Origin of the sequence: Streptomyces sp. NPDC051976 (genome assembly GCF_040680795.1) — a bacterium.
In the GTDB taxonomy this organism is placed as follows: Bacteria; Actinomycetota; Actinomycetes; order Streptomycetales; family Streptomycetaceae; genus Actinacidiphila.
Genome location: NZ_JBFAXL010000024.1, coordinates 1 through 23,880, shown reverse-complemented (window position 1 = coordinate 23,880; position 23,880 = coordinate 1). Strand labels below are relative to the sequence as shown.

Here is a 23,880-nt window from a genome sequence, read left to right as displayed (position 1 = left end):
GCATTTCAGATGTACGCGCGTTCATAGGGCGTTCGGAAGGACTCCGCTCATGACATCGCTCACCAGACGGTCCATGCTCGCCGGCGCCGTGGCCCTCGTCGCCGGCCCCGCGGTGGCCGGCTGCTCCACCACCGACACGGGCGACGGCTCGTCGAACGGCTCCGGCAAGCCGGGCACGAAGACGATCAGCTTCCTGACGTTCGAGACGCCCAACCTCACGGCGGCCTACTGGGACGCGGCGATCAAGCGCGTCACCGCCAGGTACCCGGACATCAAGGTGAAGAAGCTGATCGCGCCGACCGCCGATGGCCGCACCGACTACGCCAAGCAGCTGCTGCAGTCCGGGCAGTTCCCCGACGTCATGGTCGGGGTCACACCGGCCGGGTTCGCCGAGGCCGGGGATCTGTACGCGTGGACGCCGACGGAGCTGAAGGACTTCGTCTTCCCCACGGCCAACCCGATCCGCGGCAAGTACTACCAGCTCCCGGCCAACACCCAGACCATCCCGCCGGTCTACTACAGCAAGACGGTGTTCACCGCGGCGGGGATCAGTGCCACCCCGACCACCTGGGCCGAACTCCTCAGCGCCTGCGCGAAGTTGAAGGCCACGGGCCACACGCCGTTCGTGATCGGTGGCGGCAAGGACGGCTTCGCCTCCTCCATGATCCTCTCCGGCATCGTCAGCGTCGACGTCTACGGCAGGACCCCGGACTGGATGACGCGGCGCCGTGCGGGCACGGTGAAGTTCGCCGACCCGGATTTCACCGCGGCGCTGGCCAAGTTCGCCGACCTGGCCGACAAGGGGTACCTCGCCAAGTCCGACGTCTCCCGTGACTACGCCGGCACCGAGCAGGCGTTCCTCGACGGGAAGGGCGCGATGTACCCGATGGGCAACTGGTTCGCCGCGAGCGCCGACTCCAAGCACCGCCAGGACATCGGGGTCTTCAACTTCCCCGCCGCCGACGGCCGTCTGATCGTCCCCGCGTACACCGGCGGTGGCATCCTGGTCAGCGCCAAGGCCGGGAACCTCGACGCGGCCAAGCGGTTCGCCCTGGCCTTCCAGCTCGACAAGACCCAGCTCGACGCGTCGGTGAAGGCCGACGGTCTGATACCGGCCATCAAGGGCTACACCCCGCCCGCCGACACCGGGCCGGTCTTCAAGGCGGGCTACGACCTCTACCAGCAGGCCGTGGGGAAGAACGCCGTCGTACACGCCTTCCGCTGGGAGACCGCCGACGACGGCCTGCTGCCGGGCATGGCCGACAAGGTCGACGCCGCCGCCCAGGACCTGATCACCGGGCGCAAGACCCCCGCGCAGGCGGCGGCGTACCTGGACGGCGAATGGGCCAAGGCGGCGAGCTGACATGACCTCGCACCCGCGGACCGCCGACGGCCCGGCCGCCGCCGACGTGACCCACGGCGATCCGGAACCGACCCGGCCGTCCGGCGTCCGGGCTCCCTCCCCGCCCGGACGCCGGGCGGCCGCCATCCGGTCGGGGCTGGCGCACTTCGGGGTGTTCGGCGCCCCTGGCGTCCTCGTCTACGCCTGGTTCGTCCTGGTGCCGATCGGACTGAGCGTCTACTACAGCCTGACCAACGCCAACCCCTTCAATCCACCGCGCCGTTGGGTGGGCCTGCGCAACTACCGCATGCTGCTGCACGACCAGCAGTTCCACACCGCGCTACGGGTGACCGTGACTTTAACCGTGATCGTGGTCATCGTCCCCAACGTCCTCGGTCTGCTGGTCGCGTTGCTGCTCGACAGGCGTGGCCGGTTCTACCACGCGATGCGCAGCGTGTTCTTCACGCCGATGATCCTCAGCTCGGTCGTCGTCAGCGTCATCTGGACCCGGCTCCTCGACGTGGACGGGCCGCTCAACCAGGCGCTGCGGGGACTCGGCGTCCACCACCCCCCGGCGTGGCTGTCCGACCCCGATGTGGCGCTGTACTCGGTGGCCTCGATCATCTCCTGGCAGATGCTCGGCTTCTGCGTAGTGGTCTATCTGGCCGGTCTGCAGAGTGTGCCGGTCGAACTGCACGAGGCCGCCGCCATCGACGGTGCGAGCGCCTTCGGCCGGTTCCGCGCGGTGACCTGGCCGCTTCTCGCGCCCGCGGTGACCATCAACACCGTCGTGCTGCTGATCTCGGCGTTCAAGACGTACGACTACATCAAGGTGATCACCAACGGCGGCCCCGGGGCCGGAACCACCGCCACCATCGCCTTCGACGTGCTGGCCACCGGCTTCGACTCCAACCACGTCGGCTACGCCTCCGCCATGGCCGTCGTGATGCTCGCGATCGTCTGCCTCGCCACGGCGGTCGCCCTGCGGATCCTGCGAGCGAGGGAGATCGACCTGTGAACCGGCGGACGCCCTGGCTGCGGCCCGTGGTGGCGCTGGCCGTCAGCGCCCTGTTCTTCGTGCCGCTGTATCTGGTGCTGGCCAACGTCTTCAAGAAGAGCGGCCGGATCTCCGGGCACCCGGCCGCGCTGCCCTGGCCTCCCACCCTGGCCAACGTGCGGGCGGTGCTGTCCCGGCCGGACCACCTGTTCTGGGTCAGCCTCACCAACAGCGTCCTCATCACCAGCGTCTCCGTGGTGGCGCTCACCGTGCTGTCCGCGATGCTCGGCCACTATCTGGCGCGCAACGCGAGCGGTTGGGCCAGGGCGCTCACCCTCGTGCTGCTCACCGGCCTGATGATCCCGCCCCAGGTGATCCTCATCCCGGTGACCGACGTCCTCAAGGCCGCCCATCTGATGGCGACCATCCAGGGCCTGGTGCTGTTCAACGTCGGCTACTACGTGCCCTTCGGCGTCTTTGTCTTCATCGGCTTCGTCCGCACCATCCCCGTCGAACTGGAGGAAGCCGCCCGGGTCGACGGGGCCAGCCGTCTCCAGATCTTCTGGCGTGTCGTGTTCCCCCTGCTGCGGCCCGCCAGCGCCAGCGTCATGATCTTCCTCGGCGTCTGGATCTGGAACGACTTCATCGACCCGCTGGTCATCCTCGGCCCCGGGCGCGGCACCACCGTCACCACCGGCGTCTACCGCTCGATCGGCCAGTACCAGACCGACTTCGGCTCCGTCTTCGCCCTGATGTTCCTGGCCACCCTCCCCGTCCTCGCCTTCTACCTCGCCCTCCAGAAGCACTTCATCAAGGGCCTGACGGGGGGAGCGACCAAGGGCTGACCACCCCTGCTGCCACCGGGCCGGTCACGCAGCGCCGGTCGTGGTGGCCGCCCCAGGGCCCTCGTAGGCGAGTGTGGGGTCGCCTACGAGGGCCCGTGGAGGCGTCAGCAGGGGCCGGTGCCCCGGCCGCCGAGGCGGAAGGACGTGGGGCGGGGGGTGCCGTAGGAGTAGAGCTGGGGGCTGCTGGCGGTGACCGTGAAGGCGGGGCGGTCCTTGGCCTTGAGGAGGCGGTAGTCGGCTATCCAGGAGGCGCGCGGGGAGTCGCCGGGGTGGCCGTTGCCCATGTCGGTGCAGGAGGGGTCGTCGTCGGTGTTGGCGGCGACCTCGCCGAAGGCGGTGACGACCTGGGCGCGGTTGTAGGTGCCGTTCCACAGCGCGCCGGGGAAGTAGCCGACGTCGTGGTGGTCGTAGGAGATCCACCAGTCGCCGCCGATGTTGCGGATGGCGAAGTCCGCTGCCCGGCCCGGGCGCAGGGCCATCCCGGCGGTGACCTTGGTGGAGACCGGTACGAAGCCGCAGCCGTTGTAGCAGGACTCCTGGCCGTTGACCCAGTGGTAGACGAACAGGTGCGGTTTGGCGTCACCGTTCAGCTCGGGGTCGACGGTCCAGCCGACCTCGACGGTGGACACGCGCGCGGTGTCCTGCAGGGCGAGTTCCTGGAGGGAGTGCTCACCGGTCTGCGCCGGGTTGACCTCGGGGGCGGCGATCTCCATACGGACGGAGGCGCCGGCGGTGTCCGTGGTCTGGCGGCCGTAGACGTAGTCGTAGCAGGCGCCGAACCAGCAGGTCGGGCCGGTCGGGGCCGTGGCCCCCGCGGCGGGCGGGACCGTCGGCGCGCTGGCGGCGGACGCGGCGCCGGTGGGGCTGGTGGCGGTCGACGGCGCGGCGGCGTGCGCCAACGGGCCGGGCAGCGTGGCCAGGGCGGCGGCGGCGATGCCGGCGGCGAGGGCGGTGCGTCTGAACATTGCGGGCTCCAAAGCGGGAGAGGGGTCACGGTGGTTCGTGGGGGGCGGGAAGCGGTGGCGTGCGTGGTCGACGCACGCCACCTGGGATGTCGGCTTGTGGCCTGGGCGTTCGGGGCGGAGCCGTCCGGCCGGCGCGCGGATGCGGGATGACGGTCCGTCACGAACGTGCGGGGGTGCGGCTGCTGGGACGGGAGGGAGGGGCCTCCGCAGCCGCACCCGGTCGGGTGGCGCGCCGGTCAGCAGGCCCCGGGACCGCCGAGGGTGAAGGAAGTGGCGGTCACATGGCCGGAGTTGTAGCGGCCGGGATCGGTCGCGGAGACGGACAGGTACGGGGCGGCACTGGCCCCGTAGACCTGGTAGCCGGAGATGGCGGAGGCGCCGGAGCCGCTGCCGTACTGCCCGTTGCCCATGTCGTCGCAGCTCGTCTGGCCGGAGTCGGCCACCTCACCGAAGGCGCTGACGTTCTGCGCGGCGGTGAACCGCCCGCTCCACAGCGAGCCGGGGAAGTACCCGAACGCCTGGTTGTTGTAGTAGACCCACCAGTCGCCGCCGTAGTTGGCGATGGTGAAGGTCGCCGAGGTGCCGGAGCGCACCGTCATCCCGGCCCGGACGCTGCTGGAGGCCGGCACGAATCCGCAGCCGTTGTAGCAGGACGTCTGGTTGTCGACCCAGTGGTAGACGAACAGATGCGGCTGGTAGTCGCCGTTGACGGCCGGGTCGACCGTCCAGCCGACTTCGACGATGGCGCTGCGGTCGTCGGTGCGCAGGGCGAGTTCCTGCAGGCTGTGGCCACCGGTGACCTGGGGGGTGGCCTGCGTCATGGTCACGCTCGCGCCGGTGGCGCTGACTTCCTGCTGGCCCGAGACATAACTGAAGCACGAGCCGTACCAGCAGGTGGTGGCGTGGGCGCTCTGCGCGGGGAGCAGCAGCGCCAGTGCCAGCGCCGGTGCCGCGCTGAGCGCGGTGAGTATGCGTCTCCTGGACACGGTGGGGCCTTTCTGTGCGTGTGGGGGGAGCTGCCCGGGCGGGAGGCACCGGGAGTGGTGGGGGGTGGAGGACGGCTGGGTGTCAGCCGTCGGCGCGGTCGGGGGCGAGCAGCAGGTCCAGTACGGCGGTGCCGCTCGCCGCCAGCCCGTCGTGCTCGTGTTCGCCGGTCACCACGGTGCGGGCGCCGCGGATGGCCGCCGCGGTCCGCAGCGAGTCACCGGCGTCGACGTACAGGTCGTCCTGGTAGACGACTGCGCGGGTGGGCACCTCGTTGGCGGCCAGCACCGCCTTGTCGTACAGCGGGGTCCACGACGCGTCCTCGGCCAGCAGATGCGCGGTGTCGTGCAGCGGCCGCAGCGCGGGGTCGACATGGAAGTGCCAGGGGTGGATGGTCTCGCCGGTGAACAGCAGCCGGGCGTGCGGTGACGCGAGCGCGGCGCCGGCGTCGAACTGCGGGAACCGGGCGCGGACGCGTTCGGCGGCCCATGCGGTCGGCCGCTCGTCCTGGGCGTAGGCGGACTCGTGCAGCACCGCGTACAGCGGCCGGGCCGCGAACGACAGCAGCGACTGCGCCTGGTGCTGGAAGGCGTCGGACAACTCCGGTCCCCGGCAGCCGGACAGCAGTGCGCCTTCCATGAGGTAGTGCAGACGCGCCGCGCCGTCGGCGGTCCCCAGCAGGATGCCCAGGCTCTGGAACGCCTCGACGGTGAGCAGGATGCCGCCGGGCAGGACGACCTTGTGCTCCCAGAGGTATCGGCCGATGGCCCTGGCCTGCTCCTCGTCCTCGGGGTAACGGGCGTAGTACGCGGTGTTCTTGCGTTCCATCCGCGGATAGGCGGCGCGGTAGACGGCCTCGGCGTCCGCGTCCAGACCCGGCAGACCGCCCGCGAGGAACACCTCGCTCAGCCCTTCCGGCGCCAGCGAGAGATACGTGACGGCGCAGAACCCGCCGAAGCTCTGCCCGAGCACGCTCCACGGCCTGCCGCCGGTCAGTTGACGGCGGATCAGCTCGGCGTCGCGGACGATGGAGTCGGCCCGGTAGAAGGGCAGGCGCTCCGCCTGGTGGCGAGGGGTGCCGACCAGCGGGAGGGTCTGCCGGTTCAGCGGGGTGGAACGCCCGGTGCCGCGCTGGTCCAGCAGCAGCACGCGGTAGTCGTGTGCGGCGCGGGCGAGCCAGCCGCCCTCCAGCTGGGAGTCCGTCGGACGGGGAGCCGGGTGGCCGGGGCCGCCTTCGAGGTAGAGCAGCCAGGGGCGTTCGGCGGCGGTGGGACCGGGGGCGGTGACCTCGCGGGCGAAGACCTCGATCTGCTCGCCGTCGGGGCGGTGGTGGTCCAGCGGCACCGTGAAGACATGGTCGGCCAGCCGGAGCCCGGCCTGCCGGTAGGCGGTCGCCTGCCCGGCGCGGTCGGGTCCGTCGATGCGGTCCGCGCGGAACCGGGTCCCCGCCGGGGGCGGTACGGCTTGCTGCGGTTGGGACATACGCCGCCTCACATCACCAGGGCCAGCACGGAGTCAGTCACGTAAGTGAGGAAGTAACTTCACTTACATGTCGAGTTAAGTTAGGGGCCGCGAGTCGGCCCCGCAAGGGCTACCGGTGGGTTGCCCGGGATTTTTTCCGTCACGGTCGTCCGGCCCGGAGGAGTCGCCCGATGGGTGTGCGGACGGCCGGTGTTCGCCATTTGTTCGGTGACCAGAATTATTTTTCGTACGCCTCGCGTGTCCAACTACCCGCTCCGACCTGCGGGTTCACCGTCTTCCGCTAGATAGGTATAGACCTGTGTGCCATTTGCCCGAGTCTTGACACCGGTCCCCGGGGGTGGGTTGATAGCCCGCAACTCGCTTGTCCCCCCATGTGCGTGCGCCCCCACCGCTGCTCCTTCATCTCTGCGAGGTAGTCATGACCATGCCATCTTCTGGCGTGCCCGCTCCCGGCCTCAGCCGCCGTTCGCTGCTCGCCGGAGCCATCGCCGTCGCGGCCGCCGCCGCCCTCGCCGACCCCGCCCGAGCACGCGCCGCCGCAGCGACATCAGCGGCAGCCGCGCTGGGCCCCTCGCCGCTCGGAGTCGTCCCGGCCATCCAGGAATGGGCCGGTGGCACGGGCACGCTCACGCTCGGCGGCACGGCGCGGGTCGTCACCCCCGCGGGGGCGTCCGCCCGCCTGACGCAGATCGCCGCGCAACTGGTCGCGGACGCACGCGAGGTGCTCGGCTGGACGCTGACGGCCGCCACGGGCACGGCCGGCGCGGGGGACATCGCCCTGGCCGTGGACCCGAACGGCTCGTACGGCGGCGCCCTGGCCGCGCTCAAGGGCGAGGCGTACCGGCTGGCGATCAGCGACCGCGTGCAGATCACCGCGGGAGCCGAGGCGGGCGCGTACTACGGGACCCGCAGCCTGCTGCAGGCGCTGCTGGCCGCCTCCGACCGGGCAACGCTGCCGCGGGGCACCGCGACCGACTACCCCAACTACGCGGTGCGCGGCTTCATGCTGGACGCCAGCCGCCGCTACTTCACCCCGAAGTTCCTCACCGCGTACATCCACTGGATGGGGTGGCTGAAGCTCAACACCTTCCATCTGCACCTGAACGACAACGAGATCGGCCCGTCGGACTGGTCGACCGCCTACCAGGCGTTCCGGCTGAAGACCGACAACCCCGCCTTCGCCGGGCTCGCCGCCGCCGACGGCGCGTACACCCGCGCCGACTGGGACGCGCTGGAGGACGCCGCGGCGGCCAACGCCCTCACCCTCATCCCGGAGTTCGACGCGCCCGCCCACGCCCGGGCGTTCACCGCCTTCAAGCCGTCCATCGGCCAGAACGGCGGCAAGTCCGACCATCTGGACCTGTCCAACCCGGACGCGACGGCGTTCATGAAGACGGTCTTCACCGAGTTCGCCCCGTGGTTCCGCGGGCCGACCCTCCACATGGGCGCCGACGAGTACAACGGCCCGGCCGCCCAGTACCAGGCGTACGTCAACGCCATCGCGGCCCACATCCGCACCCTGGGCAAGAAGCCCGCCATGTGGGGCAGCATCACCAGCGAGTCCGGCTCGGCCGCGGGCTACGACCGCGACATCGTCGTCGAGAGCTGGAACAACGGCTGGTACGGCCCCAAGGAGGCGCTGGCGGACGGCTACCAGGTGATCAACACCAACGACGCGTATCTGTACGTGGTGCCGTTCGCGACCTACTACCACCCCAACGGCCTGGACCCGGCCGCGATCCTGGCCGACTGGGAGCCGCACGTCTTCGCGGGCAGCGAGTCGCTGACCCCGCAGCAACCGGGGCTGCTCGGGGCCATGCCCGCCGTCTGGAACGACCTCGTGCACGCCACCTACACCGAGTTGGACGTGCACGGCCTGGTCGGCAAGTACCTGGCGGCCTGCTCCACCAAGAGCTGGTCCGGCACCAAGGCGGGCAGCGACACGGGCGTCTTCCTCGGCGCGGCCGGGGCGGTCGGCCAGGGCCCCGGCACCTCCTACCTGCCCAACCCGCTGCTCGCCCCCGCGGACCCCGACCTCGCCCAAGGCAGGACCACCACCGCGTCCTCCACCGAGACCTCCGCCTTCCCGGCCTCGTACGCCACCGACGGCAACCCCTCGACCCGCTGGTCCAGCGCCTACACCAACGACCAGTGGCTGGCGGTCGACCTGGGCTCGCCCCAGTACCTCGGGCGGGCCCGGCTCTCCTGGGAGGCGGCCTACGGCAAGGACTACGACATCCAGACCAGCCCGGACGGCGCCACCTGGACCACGGCCGCCTCCCGCCGCGGCCTGTCAGGACCCGGCATCGACGACCTGGCCTTCACCGCACCCGTCACCGCCCGGTACGTCCGCATGCACGGCATCACCCGCGGCAGCACGTACGGGTACTCGCTCTACGCCTTCGAACTGCGCGCCCCCGCCGACCAGGCCCTCCGGAAGACCACCACCGCGTCCTCCACCGAGACCTCCGCCTTCCCCGCCTCCTTCGCCACCGACGGCCTGCCATCCACCCGTTGGTCCAGCGCGTACACCGACGACCAGTGGCTCGCGGTGGACCTCGGCACCTCCCGTACCGCGTACGGCAGCGCCCGCCTCACCTGGGAGGCGGCCTACGGCAAGGACTACGACATCCAGACGAGCCCGGACGGCGCCACCTGGACCACGGTCGCCTCCCGCCGCGGCCGCACCGGGTCCGGCGCCGACACCCTCACCTTCCCGCCCACGACCGCCCGCTACGTACGGATGCACGGCATCACCCGCGGCAGCACGTACGGGTACTCGCTCTACGCCTTCGAGGTGCGCTGACCGAGGCGACGGAAGTCAGGCCGTCTCCGGCGCGACGGGAGTCAGTCCGCGTCCGAGGGGCGGGCGCCGCGGGTGGCGCCCGCCGAGGCGGCCACCACGCAGAGCACCGCGATCCACTGGGTCCAGCGCAGGGACTGCTGGAGCACGACGAGGCCGATGAGGGCGGCCATCGCCGGCTCCAGACTCATCAGGATGCCGAAGACGCGCGGGGGGATTCGGCGCAGGGCCGCCAGGTCCAGCGAGTACGGGATCACCGACGACAGCAGCGCCACGCCGAGTCCGGCGAGCAGGACCCAGGGACGCAGCAGGGCCGTGCCGCTGTCGGCCACGCCGAACGGCACGGCCACCAGGGCCGCGACGGCCATGCCGAGGGCCAGGCCGTCGCCTTCCGTGGTGTGTCGCCCGAGCGCCGCGCCGACGAGGATGTACAGGCCCCAGCAGGTCCCCGCGGCGAGCGCGAAGAGGAAGCCGACGGTGACGAGATCGCCGCGTCCCTCCATCAGCAGGACCACGCCACCCGCGGCGAGCACCGCCCAGAAGGCGTCGAGCCAGCGCCGCGACCCGGCCAGTGCCACCCCGAGCGGCCCGAGGAACTCGACGGTCACCGCGATCCCCAGCGGGAGGCGCGACAGCGCCTGGTAGAAGCAGAGATTCATCGTGCCGAGGACCACGCCGTAGCCGAGCACCACCGTCCACGTACGGAGGTCCGTGCGCGGCGACGGCCGCCACCACAGCAACAGCACAGCCGCCGCGAAGAACAGCCGCAGCGCGACGGTCCCGAAACTGCCGACCGCGTCGAAAAGGTGCGTGGCCAGCGCCGAGCCCAGCTGCACACTCACGATGCCCAGCAGCACCAGCACCGTCGGCGGCACCGCGCCGGACGTCCGCCCGCCGAGCGCCGTCAGCGCGGACCGGCGGGACGGGGTGCGCCGAGCCGTGTCGGCGTTCGAGGGGGCCACGGCCGGATTCTCGACCATCGGGCGCCGCACGGCACATGGTTTTCCCGGGTCGCGGGCCCAGCGAGGTGGATGTAAACAGTGATGTAAGTTGAGTTATCTTTGATCTTAAGTCACGCGACGCGTCCGGAGACGGCCCGCACCGGAGGGCGTGATAGGACTTGGGCCGGACCATCCGCCCGCGCGACGACTGGAAGGTGCGCATGCCGATCGGTGGTACGGACGACGCGAGGGAGATCGGGGAGCGCGTCCAGTCGCTGCGGACCGGTCTCGGGCTCACCCAGCGCCAGCTGGCCGAGCCCAAGTACACCGCCGCGTATGTCTCCACCGTGGAATCCGGCAAGGTCAGGGCGTCCGAGACGGCGCTGCGCTACTTCGCGGGCAAACTCGCCACCACCTACGAGCAGTTGGCGACCGGCGTCCCCGTAGGGCTGCGGGCCGAACTGCGCGAGGGCCTGGCACAGGCAAGCGAACTGATGGACAGCGGGTCGAGCGGCGCCGCGGAACCCCTGCTGACCGGCCTCATCGAGCGCGCCGAAGCGCATCAACTGCGCGACCTCGAAGCGCGGTTGCGGGTCCCGCTCGGGCACTGCCTGCTGCGCCGCGGCGCGTTGGCCGCAGGGCGCGAGCAGTTCGAGCGGGCCGACGCCCTCTTGGCGGACGAGCCGCTCCCGTCACGGGTGCACGCGGTGCGCGGGCTGGCCACCGCCCACCAGCTGGAGGGCGACGTCCGCTACGCCTGCTACCTGCTGGAGCGGACCATCAACGAACTCAACGCCGAGGGGCTGCCGGACCCCGAGGCGCTGATGCTGATGTACGCCACCGTCATCACCCCGTACATGGACCTCGGAGCCTACGAACGCGCCACCAAGGCCGCCGGGCTCGCCCTCGATCTCGCTCCCCAGGTCAAGGACCCCGTCGCCGTCGCCGGACTGCACCGCTCCGTCGCCCGCACCCTGGTCGCCCGCGGCCGCCACGACGACGCCGAGACCTATCTGGTCAAGGCCCAGGAGCTGTACCAGCGCCGTGAGATCCGCTCGGAACTCGCCCTGTGCCACTGGATGCGCGGCTATCTCCACGCCCAGCACGACCGGCTCGCCGAGGCGGAGGAGGAACTGCACACGGCCCGCGAGATGCTGCGGGAGACCGGTGGCACCTTCTACGCGGCGCAGGTCGAGGTCGAACTCGCCGACGTACGCCGCCGTCGCGGTCACGACACCGACGCCGAGCAGCTGCTGCGCGGCCTGCTGGAGGGGCTCGGACCCGGCCGGGGCGCCGTGCACGCCGCGGCCGCCCACCGGCTGCTCGGCCTGATCCACGAGGAGCGGGGCGAGACGGCGGAGGCCGAGCGCCACTACCGGGCCGCGATCCCCCTGCAGGAGGAGGCCGACGTCACCGGCGACCTCGCCGACACCTCACGCCTGCTGGGCGACCTGCTCCACGCCCAGGGCCGTACCGAGGAGGCGATCACCGTCTACCGTCACGGCTTGACCCGGCTCGCGCGGCCGGGCACGGTCACCCTCGGCCCGGTCCCCGCCACCCCGCCGCTGCGGACCCTGGGCCCGGACGCGACCTGACGAAGGGTGCCCGCGCGGGCACTCAGCGACGGCACCTCGATCACCCGGCAGCCGAGGGCGGAGAACTCCCGCACGACCGCCTGCGCCTTGCGGTCGTCCAGGGACAGGACGAAGGGCCCGGGGACGAGGACCGTGTCGTAGTGCCCGACAGCCACCGCGCACAGCAGCCGTGACAGCTCCGGCAGCGGCCCCGACGACAGCCTCCCGTTGTCGAAGTAGATCGCCGGAGCCGGCAGCGAGAGGTTCTGGGCGTAGGCGAGCACCGCGTTGTGGTGCGGCCCCGTACCGAGATCGTCGTACGGGAAGCAGCGCAGATAGGCCGCTGTGCGGGCTATCGGCTGGTCGGTGCCGCGGCCGGTGGTGGTCATAGAGCACATCCGTCGGAACGAGCGGGCACGGGGGCGGTCCCCGTGCGGGGTGTCCTGGCCTCCATGAGACCCCGCGGGGCGTACCGCATCAATACGTACCGGGCACCTATTCCTGGGCCGAATACTGGGTACTCACCACAATCCGGTGTCAGCGGGCGGCCGTGGCCGGTCCAGCGGGCCTCTCGTGTTGTGTGCCGTTTGGGGCCCGACGAGACTGAGGAGGGGACCACCACCGGAGCTGTTCCGGGCCGCAGCCGGGACGACGTGGCAGGTGAGCGCGTGACGTACGACCCAGGGGGGCAGCAGGCCGCGGCGACCGGCGCGGGCTTCAGCTTCGTCGGCAGGCGCCGGGAGCTGGCGCGTGTCCTGGACGCGGTGCGCCACCAGCCCGCGGTGGTCTTGATCGAGGGCGAGGCGGGGATCGGGAAGACCCGGCTGCTCCAGGAGGCCGCGAGCGCGCTGGCCGCCGACGACTGGCCGGTGCTGCAGGGCCTGTGCCACCCCTTGCGCGAGCCGGTGCCCTTCGGCCCGGTCGTCGACGCGCTGCGCGGGGCGGAGGCGTGGCTGCCGCCCGTGGCCCGGCTGCCCAGGGCCGTCGGGGCGCTGGCACCCCTGCTGCCGGACCTCGCGGACCGGCTGCCGCCCCCGCTGCCGCACACCGAGGACGGCCCGGCCGAGCGGGAGCTGCGGGTGGCGGCGATACGGTCCCTGCTGGCGGCCGTCGGCCCCTCGGTGCTGATCATCGACGACCTGCACTGGGTGGACGTCGCCACCAGGGAACTGCTGCTCCTGCTCGCGCGGGACCTGCCGCCGACGCTCAGCCTGGTGCTGTCCTACCGGGCGGAGGACGTGCCGCAGGGCAGCCATGTCCTCGGCCCCGCCTACCGCCGGCCGCCGAGGACCTCCGGCGCCACCATCCATCTGCGCCCGCTGCTGGAGCAGGACGTGGCCGACCTCGCCGAGGCCGCGCTCGGGCAGGACAGCAGCCCTTCGCTGGTCAGGGTGCTCTTCCGGCGCAGCGAGGGCCTTCCGCTGGTGGCGGAGGAGGATCTGCTGACCCTCGCGGAACGCCACGGGGAGCGGCCCGGCGCCGACACCCTCGCCTCCGACCTGGAGCAGGCCGCCGTACCGACGGCCCTGCGCGAGACCGTGAGCGAGCGCCTGTCGGGACTGTCCCCGGACGGCGCGGCGATCGTGGACGCCGCCGCGGTGCTCGCCGGGCCCGCCGCCGAGTCCGTGCTCGCCGCGGTGGCCGATCTGGACGCCGAGCAGAGCAGCCGGGGGCTGACCGAGGCGCTGCAGACCGTGTCCCTGCGCGAGACCGCGCCCGACCAGTACGCCTTCCGGCACGTGCTGGCCCAGCAGGTCGCCTACGAGCGGATACCCGGGCCGCGCCGCCGTCGGCTGCACCGCCGGGCGATCGACGCGCTGACCGAGCGGACACCGCCACCGCGGGTGCACATCGCCCACCACCTGCTGGCGCTGGGGGACCGGGAGGAGTGGCTGAAGGCCGCGGAGGCCGCGGCCAAGGAGGCCATCGCGGTCGACGACCCCGGCACCGCCGTCACACTGCTGCACCAGATCCTCGACCAGGACCATCTGCCCGGTGACCTGCGCAGCCGGGCCGCGCTGGCGCTGGGCAAGATCTCCCTGGACTTCGCCGACGCCGCCGCCAGCACCCGGGTCCTGGGGCGGATCCTCACCGACCCGCGACTGCCGGTGGCCGACCGGGGCGAGATCCGGTTGGGCCTCGGCCTGCTGCTGGTCACCCAGGCGTACGACCGGGCGGGCTTCCGGGAGATCGAGCGCGCCGTCGACGAACTGGCCACCCGTCCCTCCCGGGCGGTACGGGCCATGGTCGCGCTGGCCATCGACGAGAAGGGCGAGGGCTGGGAGTGGCTGGAGCGGGCCGAGCGCACCGTCGCGGACGGCGGCTGCGGCGAGGCGGGCGTCGCCGCCGTCCGTACCGCCCGGCTCACCCTGCTGGCCCGGGAGGGGAACCCCGAGGTCTGGACGCTCCTGGACGACCTGCCCCGGCACTCGGAGGACCTGGAGGTCCTGCGGCACAGCATGCGGGCCCTGTACAACGTCGGCGACCTCGCCATCGAGCTGGGCCACGACAGGAAGGCCGCGGAACTGCTCACCGAGGCAATGGACGTCAGCCGGCGCGCGCGTGCCACCAAGACCGAGGGCTATGTCCTGATCAACAGGCTGCGTCTCGCCTCGCTCGCGGGCGACTGGAACGGGCTGGAGGCGCGCTTCGGCGACATCGGCAGGGAGTTCCCCGACCTGGAGATGGGGGAGGAGGAGCAGCACATGGCGCTCGGCTGGCTGGACACGGCCCGCGGTCAGTGGGCCCGCGCGCTGGAGCACTTCGGCACCGTCGCGGCGGTCAGGGAGACCGGGTTCACCGTGACGCCCTCGCTGCGGGCCGCCGCCGCGATCGTCTCGCTCCAGCTCGCCCAGGGCGATCCCGCGCCGGCCTGGGCCACGGCCGCCCCCGCGGTGGCGGAGCTGCGCAGGGCCCGGGCGTGGGCGCGCGCCACTGGGCTGGTGCCGGCCGCCGTCGAGGCCGCGCTCGCCGCCGGTGACCGCGACGCCGCGCGGCGGCTCGCCGACGACGCCGAGCAGGGGCTGCGCGGCTGCGACTCACCCGCCGCGGCGGCCGAACTCCGGCTCGCCCGCGGCCTGTTGGACCGGGACACCGACAGCGCCGCGGCCGCCGCGCACTTCGAGGCGGCGCAGCGGATGTGGGCCGACATCGGCCGCCCCTACAACACCGCGCTGGCCAACGAACGCCTCGGCCACGCCCTCGCCGCCGACGACGACCCGGCGAAGGCCGCCGCGCATCTGGCCCGCAGCGTGGAGATCTTCACCCGGCTCGGCGCGACCTCCGACCGGGCCCGCTGCGAACACGCCCTGCGGGACCTGGGGTTGGCCCGCCCCTCCTCGCGCGGCCGCCGCGGCTACGGCCAGGACCTGTCCCCGCGGGAGCGGCAGGTCGCCGAACTCCTCGCCCAGGACCTCAGCAACCAGGACATCGCCCAGGCACTCTTCCTGTCCCCGCGGACCATCGAGCACCATGTCGCACGCGTCCTGGGCAAGCTCGGTGTCACCCGGGGCGAGGTCAGGACCGCGCTGGAGCGTGCCTCCCAGGGCCCGCCGGAGGCGCCGGGACCCGGCAACCGCCCGCTCACGTAGCGACGGTGAACGCTCCCCGGTGGACGGTCACCGCGCCCGAGGCCACGGCGATCGCGAAGTTGAGCATGCGGGTGGGGCCGTCGGCGAGCAGCGCGGGGAGGGTCGCGGGGGCGGGCCCTGACGCGAGCCGGCGGCCGAGGTCGTCGAACCACTCCCGCGCCCAGGCGCTCTCGTCGGTCCACTCCAGCGCGGTGAAGCCGCCGGCCTCGATCGCGTCGCGCAGCTCGTCGCCGGTGACCAGATGGCTGTCGGTGCCGTCGAGCGACCACGGCAGCGGCAGGGCGGCCTCGCCGCCCGCGCCCCGGCAGACCTCGAAGACCGCCAGCCGCGCCCCGGGCCGCAGACGGCGGGCGATCTCGGCGTAGAACACCTTCTTGTCCGCGATGTTCATCTGGACGTGGACGGTGTACGCGGCGTCGAACCCGGAGTGGCCGAAGGCGCCGATGTCACCGCAGAAGAACCGGGTCTGCTCCGCCAGCCCCGCGGCGTCGGTGAGGACCTGGGCCGCCTCCACGTAGGCGGGGGTGATGTCGACGCCGACCACGTTGCACCCGGTGGCCCGGGCGATCTGCCGCGCGGGGCCGCCGAGCCCCGAGCCGACGTCCAGCGCGGTCGCCCCGGGCGTGAGCGCCAGATGCGGTATCAGGCGCTCGATCGCGGCGGGCCCGCCGACGTGGTACTGGTCGATCCCGTCCCACTGCGCCGGGGGCATCTGCGACACTCCGGTGCCCGCGAGCCGCTCGATGGTGGTGACGATGTCGGTCTCCGCATAGGTCATGACTGTGCTCCTCACGGGTCAGACGGCCGCGCCGGGCGGCGCCGCGTCCACGAGTTCCTGCAACAACGCCCGCGCACCGGTGATGCGCAGGCCGGCGTCCGCCGCCTGGGCTGGAGTGAGCAGCCCCGACAGGACGGCGCCGACGAGCTGGGCCGGACCGCTGAGCGTCACATCGGCGTCCGCGTCCGCGCCCCGGCGGATCTCGAACCCGTCGGGCCGCAGCACCACGTGCATCGCCTCGTCACCGCACTCGATCCCCACGGTGACCTCGGCGCCCGGCGCCAGCCGGCCCGGCAGCTCCAGCCCGCCCAGCAACGCCATCCACTGCGGCTGCACCGCGTCCCGCGGCCCGGGCCCCGACGTCATCCGCCGTAGCCCCCACCGCGTCAGCGCGAGCAGCACCCCCTCCAGCTCCCGCCCGCTCTCCGTCAGCCGGAACAACACGGCCCCCACCGGCGCCGGCGCCTCGTACCGCTCCACCAGCCCCTCGGCCTCCATCACCTTCAGCCGCTCGGCGAGCAGATTCGTCGCGATCCCCGGCAGCCCCCGCTTCAGATCGCTGTACCGGCTCGGCCCCATCGCCATCAGCTCCCTGACGATGAGCAGCACCCACCGGTCCCCGACGACGTCCAGGGCGCGGGCGACCGAGCAGAACTGCTGGTAACTCCTCATGGTCCGAGCATAGGCATCGGTGGTTGATTTTCTCAAGCGTGTGCTTGAGAAAATCAAGTGAGTGATTTGACGTCATCGTCCGGGAGGCGGGTGCGACCGGTGGCGGAGGTGCGGCGTCGGGGGGGTGGGGTGGCGCGTGGATACTGGGCGCCATGCGCATTGACATCGATCCGGGACAGACCGACCGGAATGTGTTCTACAAGCTCATGACCTCGGTGGTCGTGCCCCGGCCGATCGCCTGGGTGTCGACGACGTCGGCGGCCGGGACCGACAACCTGGCGCCGCACAGCTTCTTCACCGTGTCGTGTGTGAGCCCGCCCATCGTCCAGTTCACGTCCGTGCGGCGGAAGGACTCGGTGCGGAACGTGGAGGACACCGGGCAGTTCGTGGTGAACCTGGCGCCGGAGCATCTGTTCGAGCAGATCAACGCGACGGCGACGGACTTTCCGCGGGCGGTGAGCGAGTTCGACGAGGTCGGGATCGCGCGGGAGCCGAGCCTGCGGGTGAAGCCGCCGCGGGTGGCCGCGTCGCCCGTCGCGCTGGAGTGCGAGCTGCACAGCACCGTACGGCTGGGGGACTCGACGGTGGTGTTCGGCCGGGTGGTGCACGCCGCGGTGTCGGAGGCCGTGATGACGGACGGGCACCCGGACATCAGCAAGCTGCGGCCGCTGTCGCGGCTGGGCAAGGACGAGTGGGGCACGATCGGCGACGTGCTGGAGATCAAGCGGATCCGGCTGGCGGACTGGCACGGCGGTCCGACCCGCTGACGCCCGGCGCCGGTTCGGCGCTGCCCGAGGCCACCGCCGCGCCGCCGCCACGGCCGCGGCGGGCCACCGCGGCGGCCGCCACGCCGGTGACGCCGAGGAAGCCGAGCGCGAGCAGGAACACCGGTGAGGTGGGGGAGGCGGCGCGGCTGCCCGCGACGACATAGGCGGCGGTGTTGGCGGCGCTGCCCACCGCAGTGGCGGTGAGGAAGGGCAGCAGGCGGACCCGGGAGATCGCCGCCACATAGTTGGCGGCGGCGAACGGCACACCGGGGAAGAGCCGCAGAGCCAGGGTGCTGCGGAAGCCGTGCCTGCCGAGCTGGTGGTCGAGCGAGAGCGCCAACCGGCCGCGCAGGAACGGCCGGAGGGCGTCGCGGCCGAGGAAGCGGCCCAGCAGGAACGCGATTCCCGCGCCGAGCACGGTCCCGGCGATGGCGGCGGGCAGTCCGGCGTGGATGCCGTAGAGCGCGCCCGCGGCGGCGTTCAGCAGCGGGCGTGGCACGAACGCGACGGTGCACAGCCCGTACGCGACCGCGAAGACGACGATCTCCGTGGCGCCGTACGCCCGCGGGTGCAGTCCATGGGTGAGGAGGCGCTGCGGCTGCCAGGTGAGCACCGCCGCCCCGGCCGCCGCGAGTACGGCGACCAGCAGGGCGAACCGTGCCCAGGGCGAGAGCAGCGCACGCGAGCAGCGGACGGCGAGGCCGTACGGGGAGCGGACGCGGGCGGGCACCCAGGGAGCCTAACCGAGCCGGGGGCTCGGCGTTCGGGGCGGCCCGGGCACTCCTCGGCCGACGTCCGACGTCCGACGGTCGACCACCGTCGGCTGTCGCGGCTCGGGACCCTCCGGCTCTCCGCCCACCCGCCCCACGCCGCGCGGACTCGCCCTCGTACCCACCCCGGCCTATCCCGCGGTCGCCCGCCGCTGGTCGCGCGGCGCGGCGGTGGCACCCGCGACGATCGCGGAGGGCGCGGGATCGCCGGACGCCCGGCGGTCGAGGACGCCCGCCGTGACGGCGATGCCGAGGCCCACGACGGCCAGGAGCGCGCCGACGAGGGCGGGGGAGGTCCAGCCCCAGCCCGCGGAGATCGCCGCGCCACCGAGCCAGGCGCCGCCCGCGTTGGCGAGGTTGAAGGCGGAGTGGTTGGAGGCGGAGGCGAGGGTGGGCGCGTGCCGCGCCTTGTTCATCACGAGCATCTGCAGCGGGGTGGTGGTGAGGAAGCCGACCGCGCCCAGGACGACGACGGCGATCGGCGCCGCCACCTTCGAGCCCGCCGCGTAGTGGAAGCCGACCAGGGCGACGGCGAGCGCGGCCAGCGAGCCGTACAGCGTGGGCCGCAGCGCCCGGTCGGTGAGCGGGCCCGCCGCGAGCGCGCCCAGCGTCATGCCGATGCCGAACAGGGCGAGCAGCACGGTGACCGAGGAGTCGGAGAAGCCGGTGACCTCGGTCATCATCGAGGCGAGATAGCTGTAGACGGCGAAGACGCCCGCGAAGCCGAACACCGCGGTGAGCAGGCCGAGCAGCACCTGCGGCTCGCGCAGGGCGCGCAGTTCCTGGCCCACACCGGTGTGCTCCTCGGGCGGGAGCCTCGGGACGAGCAGGGCGAGCGCGGCCAGCGAGAGCAGCCCGATGACGGAGACCACCAGGAAGGTCGCGCGCCAGCCCAGGTGCTGGCCGAGGGCGGTGGCGGCCGGTACGCCGACGATGTTGGCGATGGTCAGGCCGAGGAACATCGCGGCGACGGCCCGCGCCCGCCGCTCCTCCGCGACCAGCCGCGCCGCGACCACCGCGCCCACCCCGAAGAACGCGCCGTGCGGCAGCCCGGCCAGGAACCGTCCGGCCAGCAGCGTGTCGTAGCCCGGGGCGACGGCGGAGGCGAGGTTCCCGACGGTGAACAGGGCCATCAGCAGCAGAAGCATCCGCTTGCGCGGGACACGCGAGCCGAGGGCGGTCAGCAGCGGGGCGCCGAGGACGACGCCGAGGGCGTAGGCGGAGACGAGGTAGCCCGCGGTGGGCACCGAAGTGCCCAGGTCGCCCGCGACGTTGGGCAGCAGGCCCATCATCACGAACTCGGTCGTGCCGATACCGAAGGCGCTCACCGCGAGAGCGAGGATGGCCAGGGGCATGGAGGGTTCCTTGGGGTAGGTGCGGCTGTGCGGACTGTACGGGCCAGGCGGGCGTAAGTTCCTCGTCGAAACAAACTCACCGCATTCTCGCATCCCGAGGATTTCCCGCGTGTGACGGGCGGGCGAAAACCGTTCGACGGACGGGCCCCGGAGCCGTCATGATCGCTGACATGTTCCCGCAGACCTTCCTCGCAGACGCCGCCGCAGCAGCGGTCGCGCTGAAGGCTGCCCGGAACGCGCGGTGCGCACCGGCCGCACAGGCCGCACGGCTCGCCTTCTTCGACGGCGCACGACGCTGACCCTCCCCGGACAGTCATCCGGCGGACCCCGCAGGGGGAGGGTCGGTCACTCCCCGGGGTCCGGGCCCGTCAGCCGGCCGCCGCGTCCCACGCGACAGCGGCCGCATCGTCACAGGAAGCGACGTAGACCGTCATGTCCAAGCAGGCGTACATCCGTACCAAGCCGCATCTCAACATCGGCACCATGGGCCATGTCGACCACGGCAAGACCACGCTGACCGCCGCCATCACCAAGGTCCTGGCCGACCGCGGCACCGGCACCTTCGTGCCGTTCGACCGGATCGACCGGGCGCCGGAGGAGGCGGACCGCGGCATCACCATCACCATCTCGCACGTCGAGTACGAGACCGCGACCCGGCACTACGCGCACGTCGACATGCCCGGGCACGCCGACTACGTGAAGAACATGATCACGGGCGCGGCTCAGCTCGACGGGGCGATCCTGGTGGTCTCGGCGCTCGACGGCGTGATGCCGCAGACCGCCGAGCACGTGCTGCTGGCGCGTCAGGTCGGGGTCGAGCACATCGTGGTGGCGCTGAACAAGGCCGACGCGGGCGACCCCGAGCTGATCGACCTCGTCGAGCTGGAGGTACGTGAGCTGCTCACCGCGCACGGCTACCCCGGGGCGACGCTGCCGGTCGTCCGCGTCTCCGGACTGCGGGCGCTCGACGGCGACCCGCGGTGGACCGAGGCGATCGGCGAGCTGCTCGACGCCGTCGACACCGCGGTGCCGGTACCGGTGCGGTACACCGGCGCGCCGTTCCTGGTGTCGGTGGAGAACGTGCTCAGCATCACCGGTCGCGGCACCGTCGTGACCGGGGCGGTCGAGCGCGGGACCGTGCGTCCCGGGGACAAGGTCGAGGTGTACGGCGAGGGGGAGGCGGCGCTGGCCAGCGTGGTCACCGGGCTGGAGACGTTCGGCAAGCCGATGGAGTCCGCGCAGGCGGGCGACAACGTCGCGCTGCTGCTGCGCGGGGTGCAGCGCACACAGGTGCGGCGCGGCGACATCGTCGCGGCGCCGGGCAGTGTGACGCCGCACCGCCGCTTCATCGCGCGCGTCTTCCTGGTGCCCGCGGCGGACGGCGGCCGCCACACCCCGGTCACCACCGGGTACCGGCCGCAGTTCTACCTCCGCACCGCGGACGTCGTCGGCGACGTCGACTTCGGCGGCCCCGGCGCGATCGCCCTCCCGGGCGCCACCGCCGACATCACCGTCCACCTCGGCCGCCCCCTCCCGCTGGAGCCCGGCCTCGGCTTCGCCATCCGCGAAGGCGGCCGCACCGTCGGCGCGGGCACGGTGACAGCCCTCGCCTGAAGGCCAGCCCGCGCGGCGCGTGACCATACGCGCCGCGCGGGTCACCCAGCACGCTCCGGCCGGTGGCTCGCTGGGGTGGCGCCCGTCGGCGTGCCCGCCGCCGCGCCCCCGCGGGGCCGGGTTCCCCCGGTGCGATGAGGGGTGGGCGGGCGGGGAGAGAATGAGGGCATGGGAGACGAGGCCGTGCCGGTGACGCGGGGGGTGGACTTCGGGGTGGCCAAGCTGATGCCCGATGTCGACCGGGAGCGGGCGTGGTTGCTGACGGTGGACGGGGCGCCGCAGTCGTATGTGGACCTCGATGATCCGGGGCATCTGGAGTTCGAGTACGTGCGGCGGATCGCTTATGTGCTGGAGGCCGGGTTCGGGGCGGGCGAGGCGCTGGACGTGGTGCACCTGGGCGGTGGGGCGTGCACGCTGCCGCGGTATCTGGCGGCGGCGCGGCCGGGGTCGCGGCAGCGGGTGGTGGAGGCGGACCGGGGCCTGGTCGCGCTGGTCGCCGAGTATCTGCCGCTGGACGACCCCTCGGTCGCGGTGCACACCGCGGACGCGCGGCAGTGGCTGGCGGCGGCGGGGGAGGGAAGCGCGGACGCGGTCGTCGCCGACGTCTTCGGCGGCTCCCGGGTGCCCGCGCCGCTCACGACGGTGGAGTTCGTCCGGGACGCGCGCCGGGTGCTGCGTACCGGCGGCGTCTACGTGGCGAACATCGCCGACGCCGCCCCCTTCGCCTTCCTGCGCGCCCAACTCGCCACGATCCGGACGGCCTTCGGCGACGCCGCCGACCTCTGCCTGCTCGCGGAGCCCGGTGTGCTGCGCGGCCGCCGCTACGGCAACGCGGTGCTGGTGGCCGCCGACCGCCCGCTGCCGGTCGACGCGCTGGCGCGGCTCTGCGCGGCCGACGCCTTCCCGGCCAGGGTGGTGCACGGCGACGCGCTGGACCTGCTGGTCCGCGGCGCCGCACCGGTCTACGACAGCTCGGCGACGCCCTCGCCCGCACCGCCGGACGGCGCCTTCACCGTCGGCTGAGCGGCCTCGGCGGCCGCCACCACCTCACCGTCACCGTGGGCCCGCTCCAGACGCCGTACGCCCGGCAGCAGCAGCACCGCCGCGGTGAGGACGACGACGGTCACCGAACAGCCCCACAGCGCCTGGGTACGGCCGAAGGCGCTCGCCGCCGGACCCGCGAGCGCCATCGCGATCGGCGTCATCGCCACGGAACCGAGCCAGTCGTACGCGGAGACCCGCGACATCATCTCCTCGGGTATCTCCTGGTGCAGGGCGAGCATCCAGCCGACGGCGAACACCTCGACGGCCACGCCGCTGACGAACATGCACAAGGAGAGCAGCCAGACCGGCGAGGCCAGCGCCAGGGCCGCGCTCGGCAGCGCCATCGGGAAGACGCCGAGGGTGCCCACCAGCAGCATGCGGCGCGGCTTCCAGCGGATCATCAGCATACCGCCGACGACCGTACCGACGCCGAAGGCGGCCAGCGCGAGGCCCCACGGCCCGGCGCCGCCCAGATGCGCACGGGCGACCAGCGGGCCGTAGACCGCCTCGGCGGCGCCGACCACCGCGTTGACGACGGCGAACTGCACCACGATGCCCCACAGCCAGGACCGGGAGACGACCTCCCGCCACCCCTCGCGCAGCTCGGCGACAAGGCCGTCGCCGCGCGGCGGCCGCGGGGCCCGCACCACCTTCATCCTGGCCCGCAGGCCCGCCGCGACCGCGAAGCCGAGCGCGTCCACGGCGAGCACCCAGCCGGGGCCGAACGCCGCGATGAGCGCGCCGCCCAGCGCGGCGCCGCCGATGCTCGCGCCGTTCTGGGCGAGCCGGTAGACGGAGAACGCCTTGCTCGCGTGGGCGCTGTCGACGGTGGAGAGCACCAGGCCCTCGGAGGCGGGCGAGAAGAAGGCTTGGGCGGCGCCGCCCGCGGCGGTGAGGACGGCCATCTGCCACAGCGTGGGATGCCCGGCCAGCACCAGCAGCGCGAAGGCCGCCTGCGAGAGGGCGTTGACGCAGTTGGAAGCCACCATGACCCGCTCGCGCGGCAGCCGGTCCGCGACCGCGCCGCCCACCAGCAGGAAGACCACCATGGCCGCGGTCCGCGCGGCGGCGACGACACCGACATCGGTCGCGCTGCCGCCGGAGTCGATGACCGCGTAGGCGGCGGCGATCAGGGCGCCGGAGCCACCGAGGTTGGTGATGAACGACGCGGTGACGAGCAGCCGGAAGTTCCGGCCCGCCCACGCGGGCAGCCGACGCCCCGTCCCGGCGTCCTGAGAAGTGTCGTGACGCCGCGCGTCGTTCGAGGTCATCCCGGGACTATGGCGTCCCACCTGGCCTCGTGCCAAACGGTTTGCCGCGCGTACGGCGCCGGGCCGCGGCACGGAGTCCGCGCCGC

General features: G+C 72.8%; 20 protein-coding genes. 10 read left to right on the top strand and 10 right to left on the bottom strand.

Features of this window, described 5'->3' with window-relative positions; genetic code table 11:
* Positions 1–49: 49 nt before the first annotated feature.
* Genes AB0M29_RS23165 through AB0M29_RS23155 form a run of 3 tightly spaced genes read left to right on the top strand, consistent with a single transcriptional unit; the run spans position 50 to position 3,184 of the window.
* Positions 50–1,363 carry an extracellular solute-binding protein gene (locus tag AB0M29_RS23165; protein WP_365385453.1) on the top strand — a complete coding sequence of 438 codons (1,314 nt, stop codon included), beginning with the start codon at positions 50–52 and terminating at the stop codon, positions 1,361–1,363.
* Between the two features lies 1 nt (position 1,364).
* Complete coding sequence (locus AB0M29_RS23160; RefSeq protein ID WP_365385451.1) at positions 1,365–2,360, top strand: sugar ABC transporter permease; 996 nt, start codon at positions 1,365–1,367, stop codon at positions 2,358–2,360.
* A complete protein-coding gene (locus tag AB0M29_RS23155) occupies positions 2,357–3,184 on the top strand; it encodes a carbohydrate ABC transporter permease (RefSeq protein ID WP_365385448.1) in 828 nt (275 codons plus the stop codon). Before AB0M29_RS23160 ends, AB0M29_RS23155 begins: the two co-directional genes overlap by 4 nt.
* A gap of 104 nt (positions 3,185–3,288) precedes the next feature.
* Here the strand turns inward: AB0M29_RS23155 and AB0M29_RS23150 are convergent, their stop codons facing one another.
* The 3 genes from AB0M29_RS23150 to AB0M29_RS23140 form a co-directional block, all read right to left on the bottom strand.
* Positions 3,289–4,149, bottom strand: a complete 861-nt coding sequence (locus AB0M29_RS23150) for a neprosin family prolyl endopeptidase (protein ID WP_365385446.1) — start codon at positions 4,147–4,149, stop codon at positions 3,289–3,291.
* A 236-nt stretch (positions 4,150–4,385) separates the two neighbouring features.
* Positions 4,386–5,135, bottom strand: a complete 750-nt coding sequence (locus AB0M29_RS23145; RefSeq protein ID WP_365385444.1) for a neprosin family prolyl endopeptidase — start codon at positions 5,133–5,135, stop codon at positions 4,386–4,388.
* Between the two features lie 82 nt (positions 5,136–5,217).
* Positions 5,218–6,615, bottom strand: a complete 1,398-nt coding sequence (locus AB0M29_RS23140; RefSeq protein WP_365385441.1) for an alpha/beta fold hydrolase — start codon at positions 6,613–6,615, stop codon at positions 5,218–5,220.
* Between the two features lie 424 nt (positions 6,616–7,039).
* On the opposite strand from AB0M29_RS23140, the gene AB0M29_RS23135 reads away from it, so the two are divergent.
* Entirely contained in the window at positions 7,040–9,421 is a 2,382-nt protein-coding gene (locus tag AB0M29_RS23135) for a discoidin domain-containing protein (protein ID WP_365385438.1), read from the top strand.
* Between the two features lie 41 nt (positions 9,422–9,462).
* Here the strand turns inward: AB0M29_RS23135 and AB0M29_RS23130 are convergent, their stop codons facing one another.
* Positions 9,463–10,380 (bottom strand): EamA family transporter, encoded by a 918-nt coding sequence (locus tag AB0M29_RS23130; protein WP_365385435.1) that lies wholly within the window; start codon positions 10,378–10,380, stop codon positions 9,463–9,465.
* A 200-nt stretch (positions 10,381–10,580) separates the two neighbouring features.
* Between AB0M29_RS23130 and AB0M29_RS23125 the strand changes: the two genes are divergently transcribed.
* Complete coding sequence (locus AB0M29_RS23125) at positions 10,581–11,954, top strand: tetratricopeptide repeat protein (RefSeq protein WP_365385653.1); 1,374 nt, start codon at positions 10,581–10,583, stop codon at positions 11,952–11,954.
* On the opposite strand, the gene AB0M29_RS23120 is transcribed toward AB0M29_RS23125, so the two are convergent.
* Positions 11,858–12,322: a recombinase family protein gene (locus AB0M29_RS23120; protein WP_365385432.1), complete on the bottom strand. Its 465-nt coding sequence runs from the start codon at positions 12,320–12,322 to the stop codon at positions 11,858–11,860. The genes AB0M29_RS23125 and AB0M29_RS23120 overlap by 97 nt on opposite strands.
* 279 nt (positions 12,323–12,601) lie before the next feature.
* Here AB0M29_RS23120 and AB0M29_RS23115 point away from each other — a divergent pair, with 279 nt between their 5' ends.
* Positions 12,602–15,523 carry an AAA family ATPase gene (locus tag AB0M29_RS23115; RefSeq protein WP_365385429.1) on the top strand — a complete coding sequence of 974 codons (2,922 nt, stop codon included), beginning with the start codon at positions 12,602–12,604 and terminating at the stop codon, positions 15,521–15,523.
* On the opposite strand, the gene AB0M29_RS23110 is transcribed toward AB0M29_RS23115, so the two are convergent.
* Positions 15,516–16,301: a methyltransferase domain-containing protein gene (locus tag AB0M29_RS23110; protein ID WP_365385427.1), complete on the bottom strand. Its 786-nt coding sequence runs from the start codon at positions 16,299–16,301 to the stop codon at positions 15,516–15,518. The genes AB0M29_RS23115 and AB0M29_RS23110 overlap by 8 nt on opposite strands.
* A gap of 18 nt (positions 16,302–16,319) precedes the next feature.
* The gene (locus tag AB0M29_RS23105) at positions 16,320–16,973 is read right to left on the bottom strand and encodes a winged helix-turn-helix transcriptional regulator (RefSeq protein WP_365385424.1); all 654 of its coding nucleotides are present in this window, start codon (positions 16,971–16,973) and stop codon (positions 16,320–16,322) included.
* 152 nt (positions 16,974–17,125) lie between these two features.
* Here AB0M29_RS23105 and AB0M29_RS23100 point away from each other — a divergent pair, with 152 nt between their 5' ends.
* Positions 17,126–17,740: a flavin reductase family protein gene (locus AB0M29_RS23100; protein WP_365385421.1), complete on the top strand. Its 615-nt coding sequence runs from the start codon at positions 17,126–17,128 to the stop codon at positions 17,738–17,740.
* On the opposite strand, the gene AB0M29_RS23095 is transcribed toward AB0M29_RS23100, so the two are convergent.
* Both AB0M29_RS23095 and AB0M29_RS23090 read right to left on the bottom strand, forming a co-directional pair.
* Entirely contained in the window at positions 17,694–18,470 is a 777-nt protein-coding gene (locus AB0M29_RS23095; protein ID WP_365385418.1) for a TVP38/TMEM64 family protein, read from the bottom strand. The two genes, AB0M29_RS23100 and AB0M29_RS23095, sit on opposite strands and share 47 nt — an antisense overlap.
* Before the next feature lie 171 nt (positions 18,471–18,641).
* Positions 18,642–19,865, bottom strand: a complete 1,224-nt coding sequence (locus AB0M29_RS23090) for an MFS transporter (RefSeq protein WP_365385416.1) — start codon at positions 19,863–19,865, stop codon at positions 18,642–18,644.
* A gap of 158 nt (positions 19,866–20,023) precedes the next feature.
* Between AB0M29_RS23090 and AB0M29_RS23085 the strand changes: the two genes are divergently transcribed.
* The 3 genes from AB0M29_RS23085 (at position 20,024) to AB0M29_RS23075 (ending at position 22,502) form a co-directional block, all read left to right on the top strand.
* A complete protein-coding gene (locus AB0M29_RS23085; protein ID WP_365385413.1) occupies positions 20,024–20,164 on the top strand; it encodes a hypothetical protein in 141 nt (46 codons plus the stop codon).
* Positions 20,165–20,297: 133 nt separating this feature from the next.
* Positions 20,298–21,479 (top strand): elongation factor Tu, encoded by a 1,182-nt coding sequence (tuf, locus tag AB0M29_RS23080; protein WP_365385411.1) that lies wholly within the window; start codon positions 20,298–20,300, stop codon positions 21,477–21,479.
* 168 nt (positions 21,480–21,647) lie between these two features.
* Positions 21,648–22,502, top strand: a complete 855-nt coding sequence (locus AB0M29_RS23075) for a fused MFS/spermidine synthase (RefSeq protein ID WP_365385408.1) — start codon at positions 21,648–21,650, stop codon at positions 22,500–22,502.
* Here the strand turns inward: AB0M29_RS23075 and AB0M29_RS23070 are convergent.
* Positions 22,442–23,794, bottom strand: a complete 1,353-nt coding sequence (locus AB0M29_RS23070) for an MFS transporter (RefSeq protein WP_365385405.1) — start codon at positions 23,792–23,794, stop codon at positions 22,442–22,444. The genes AB0M29_RS23075 and AB0M29_RS23070 overlap by 61 nt on opposite strands.
* Between the last annotated feature and the right edge of the window lie 86 nt (positions 23,795–23,880).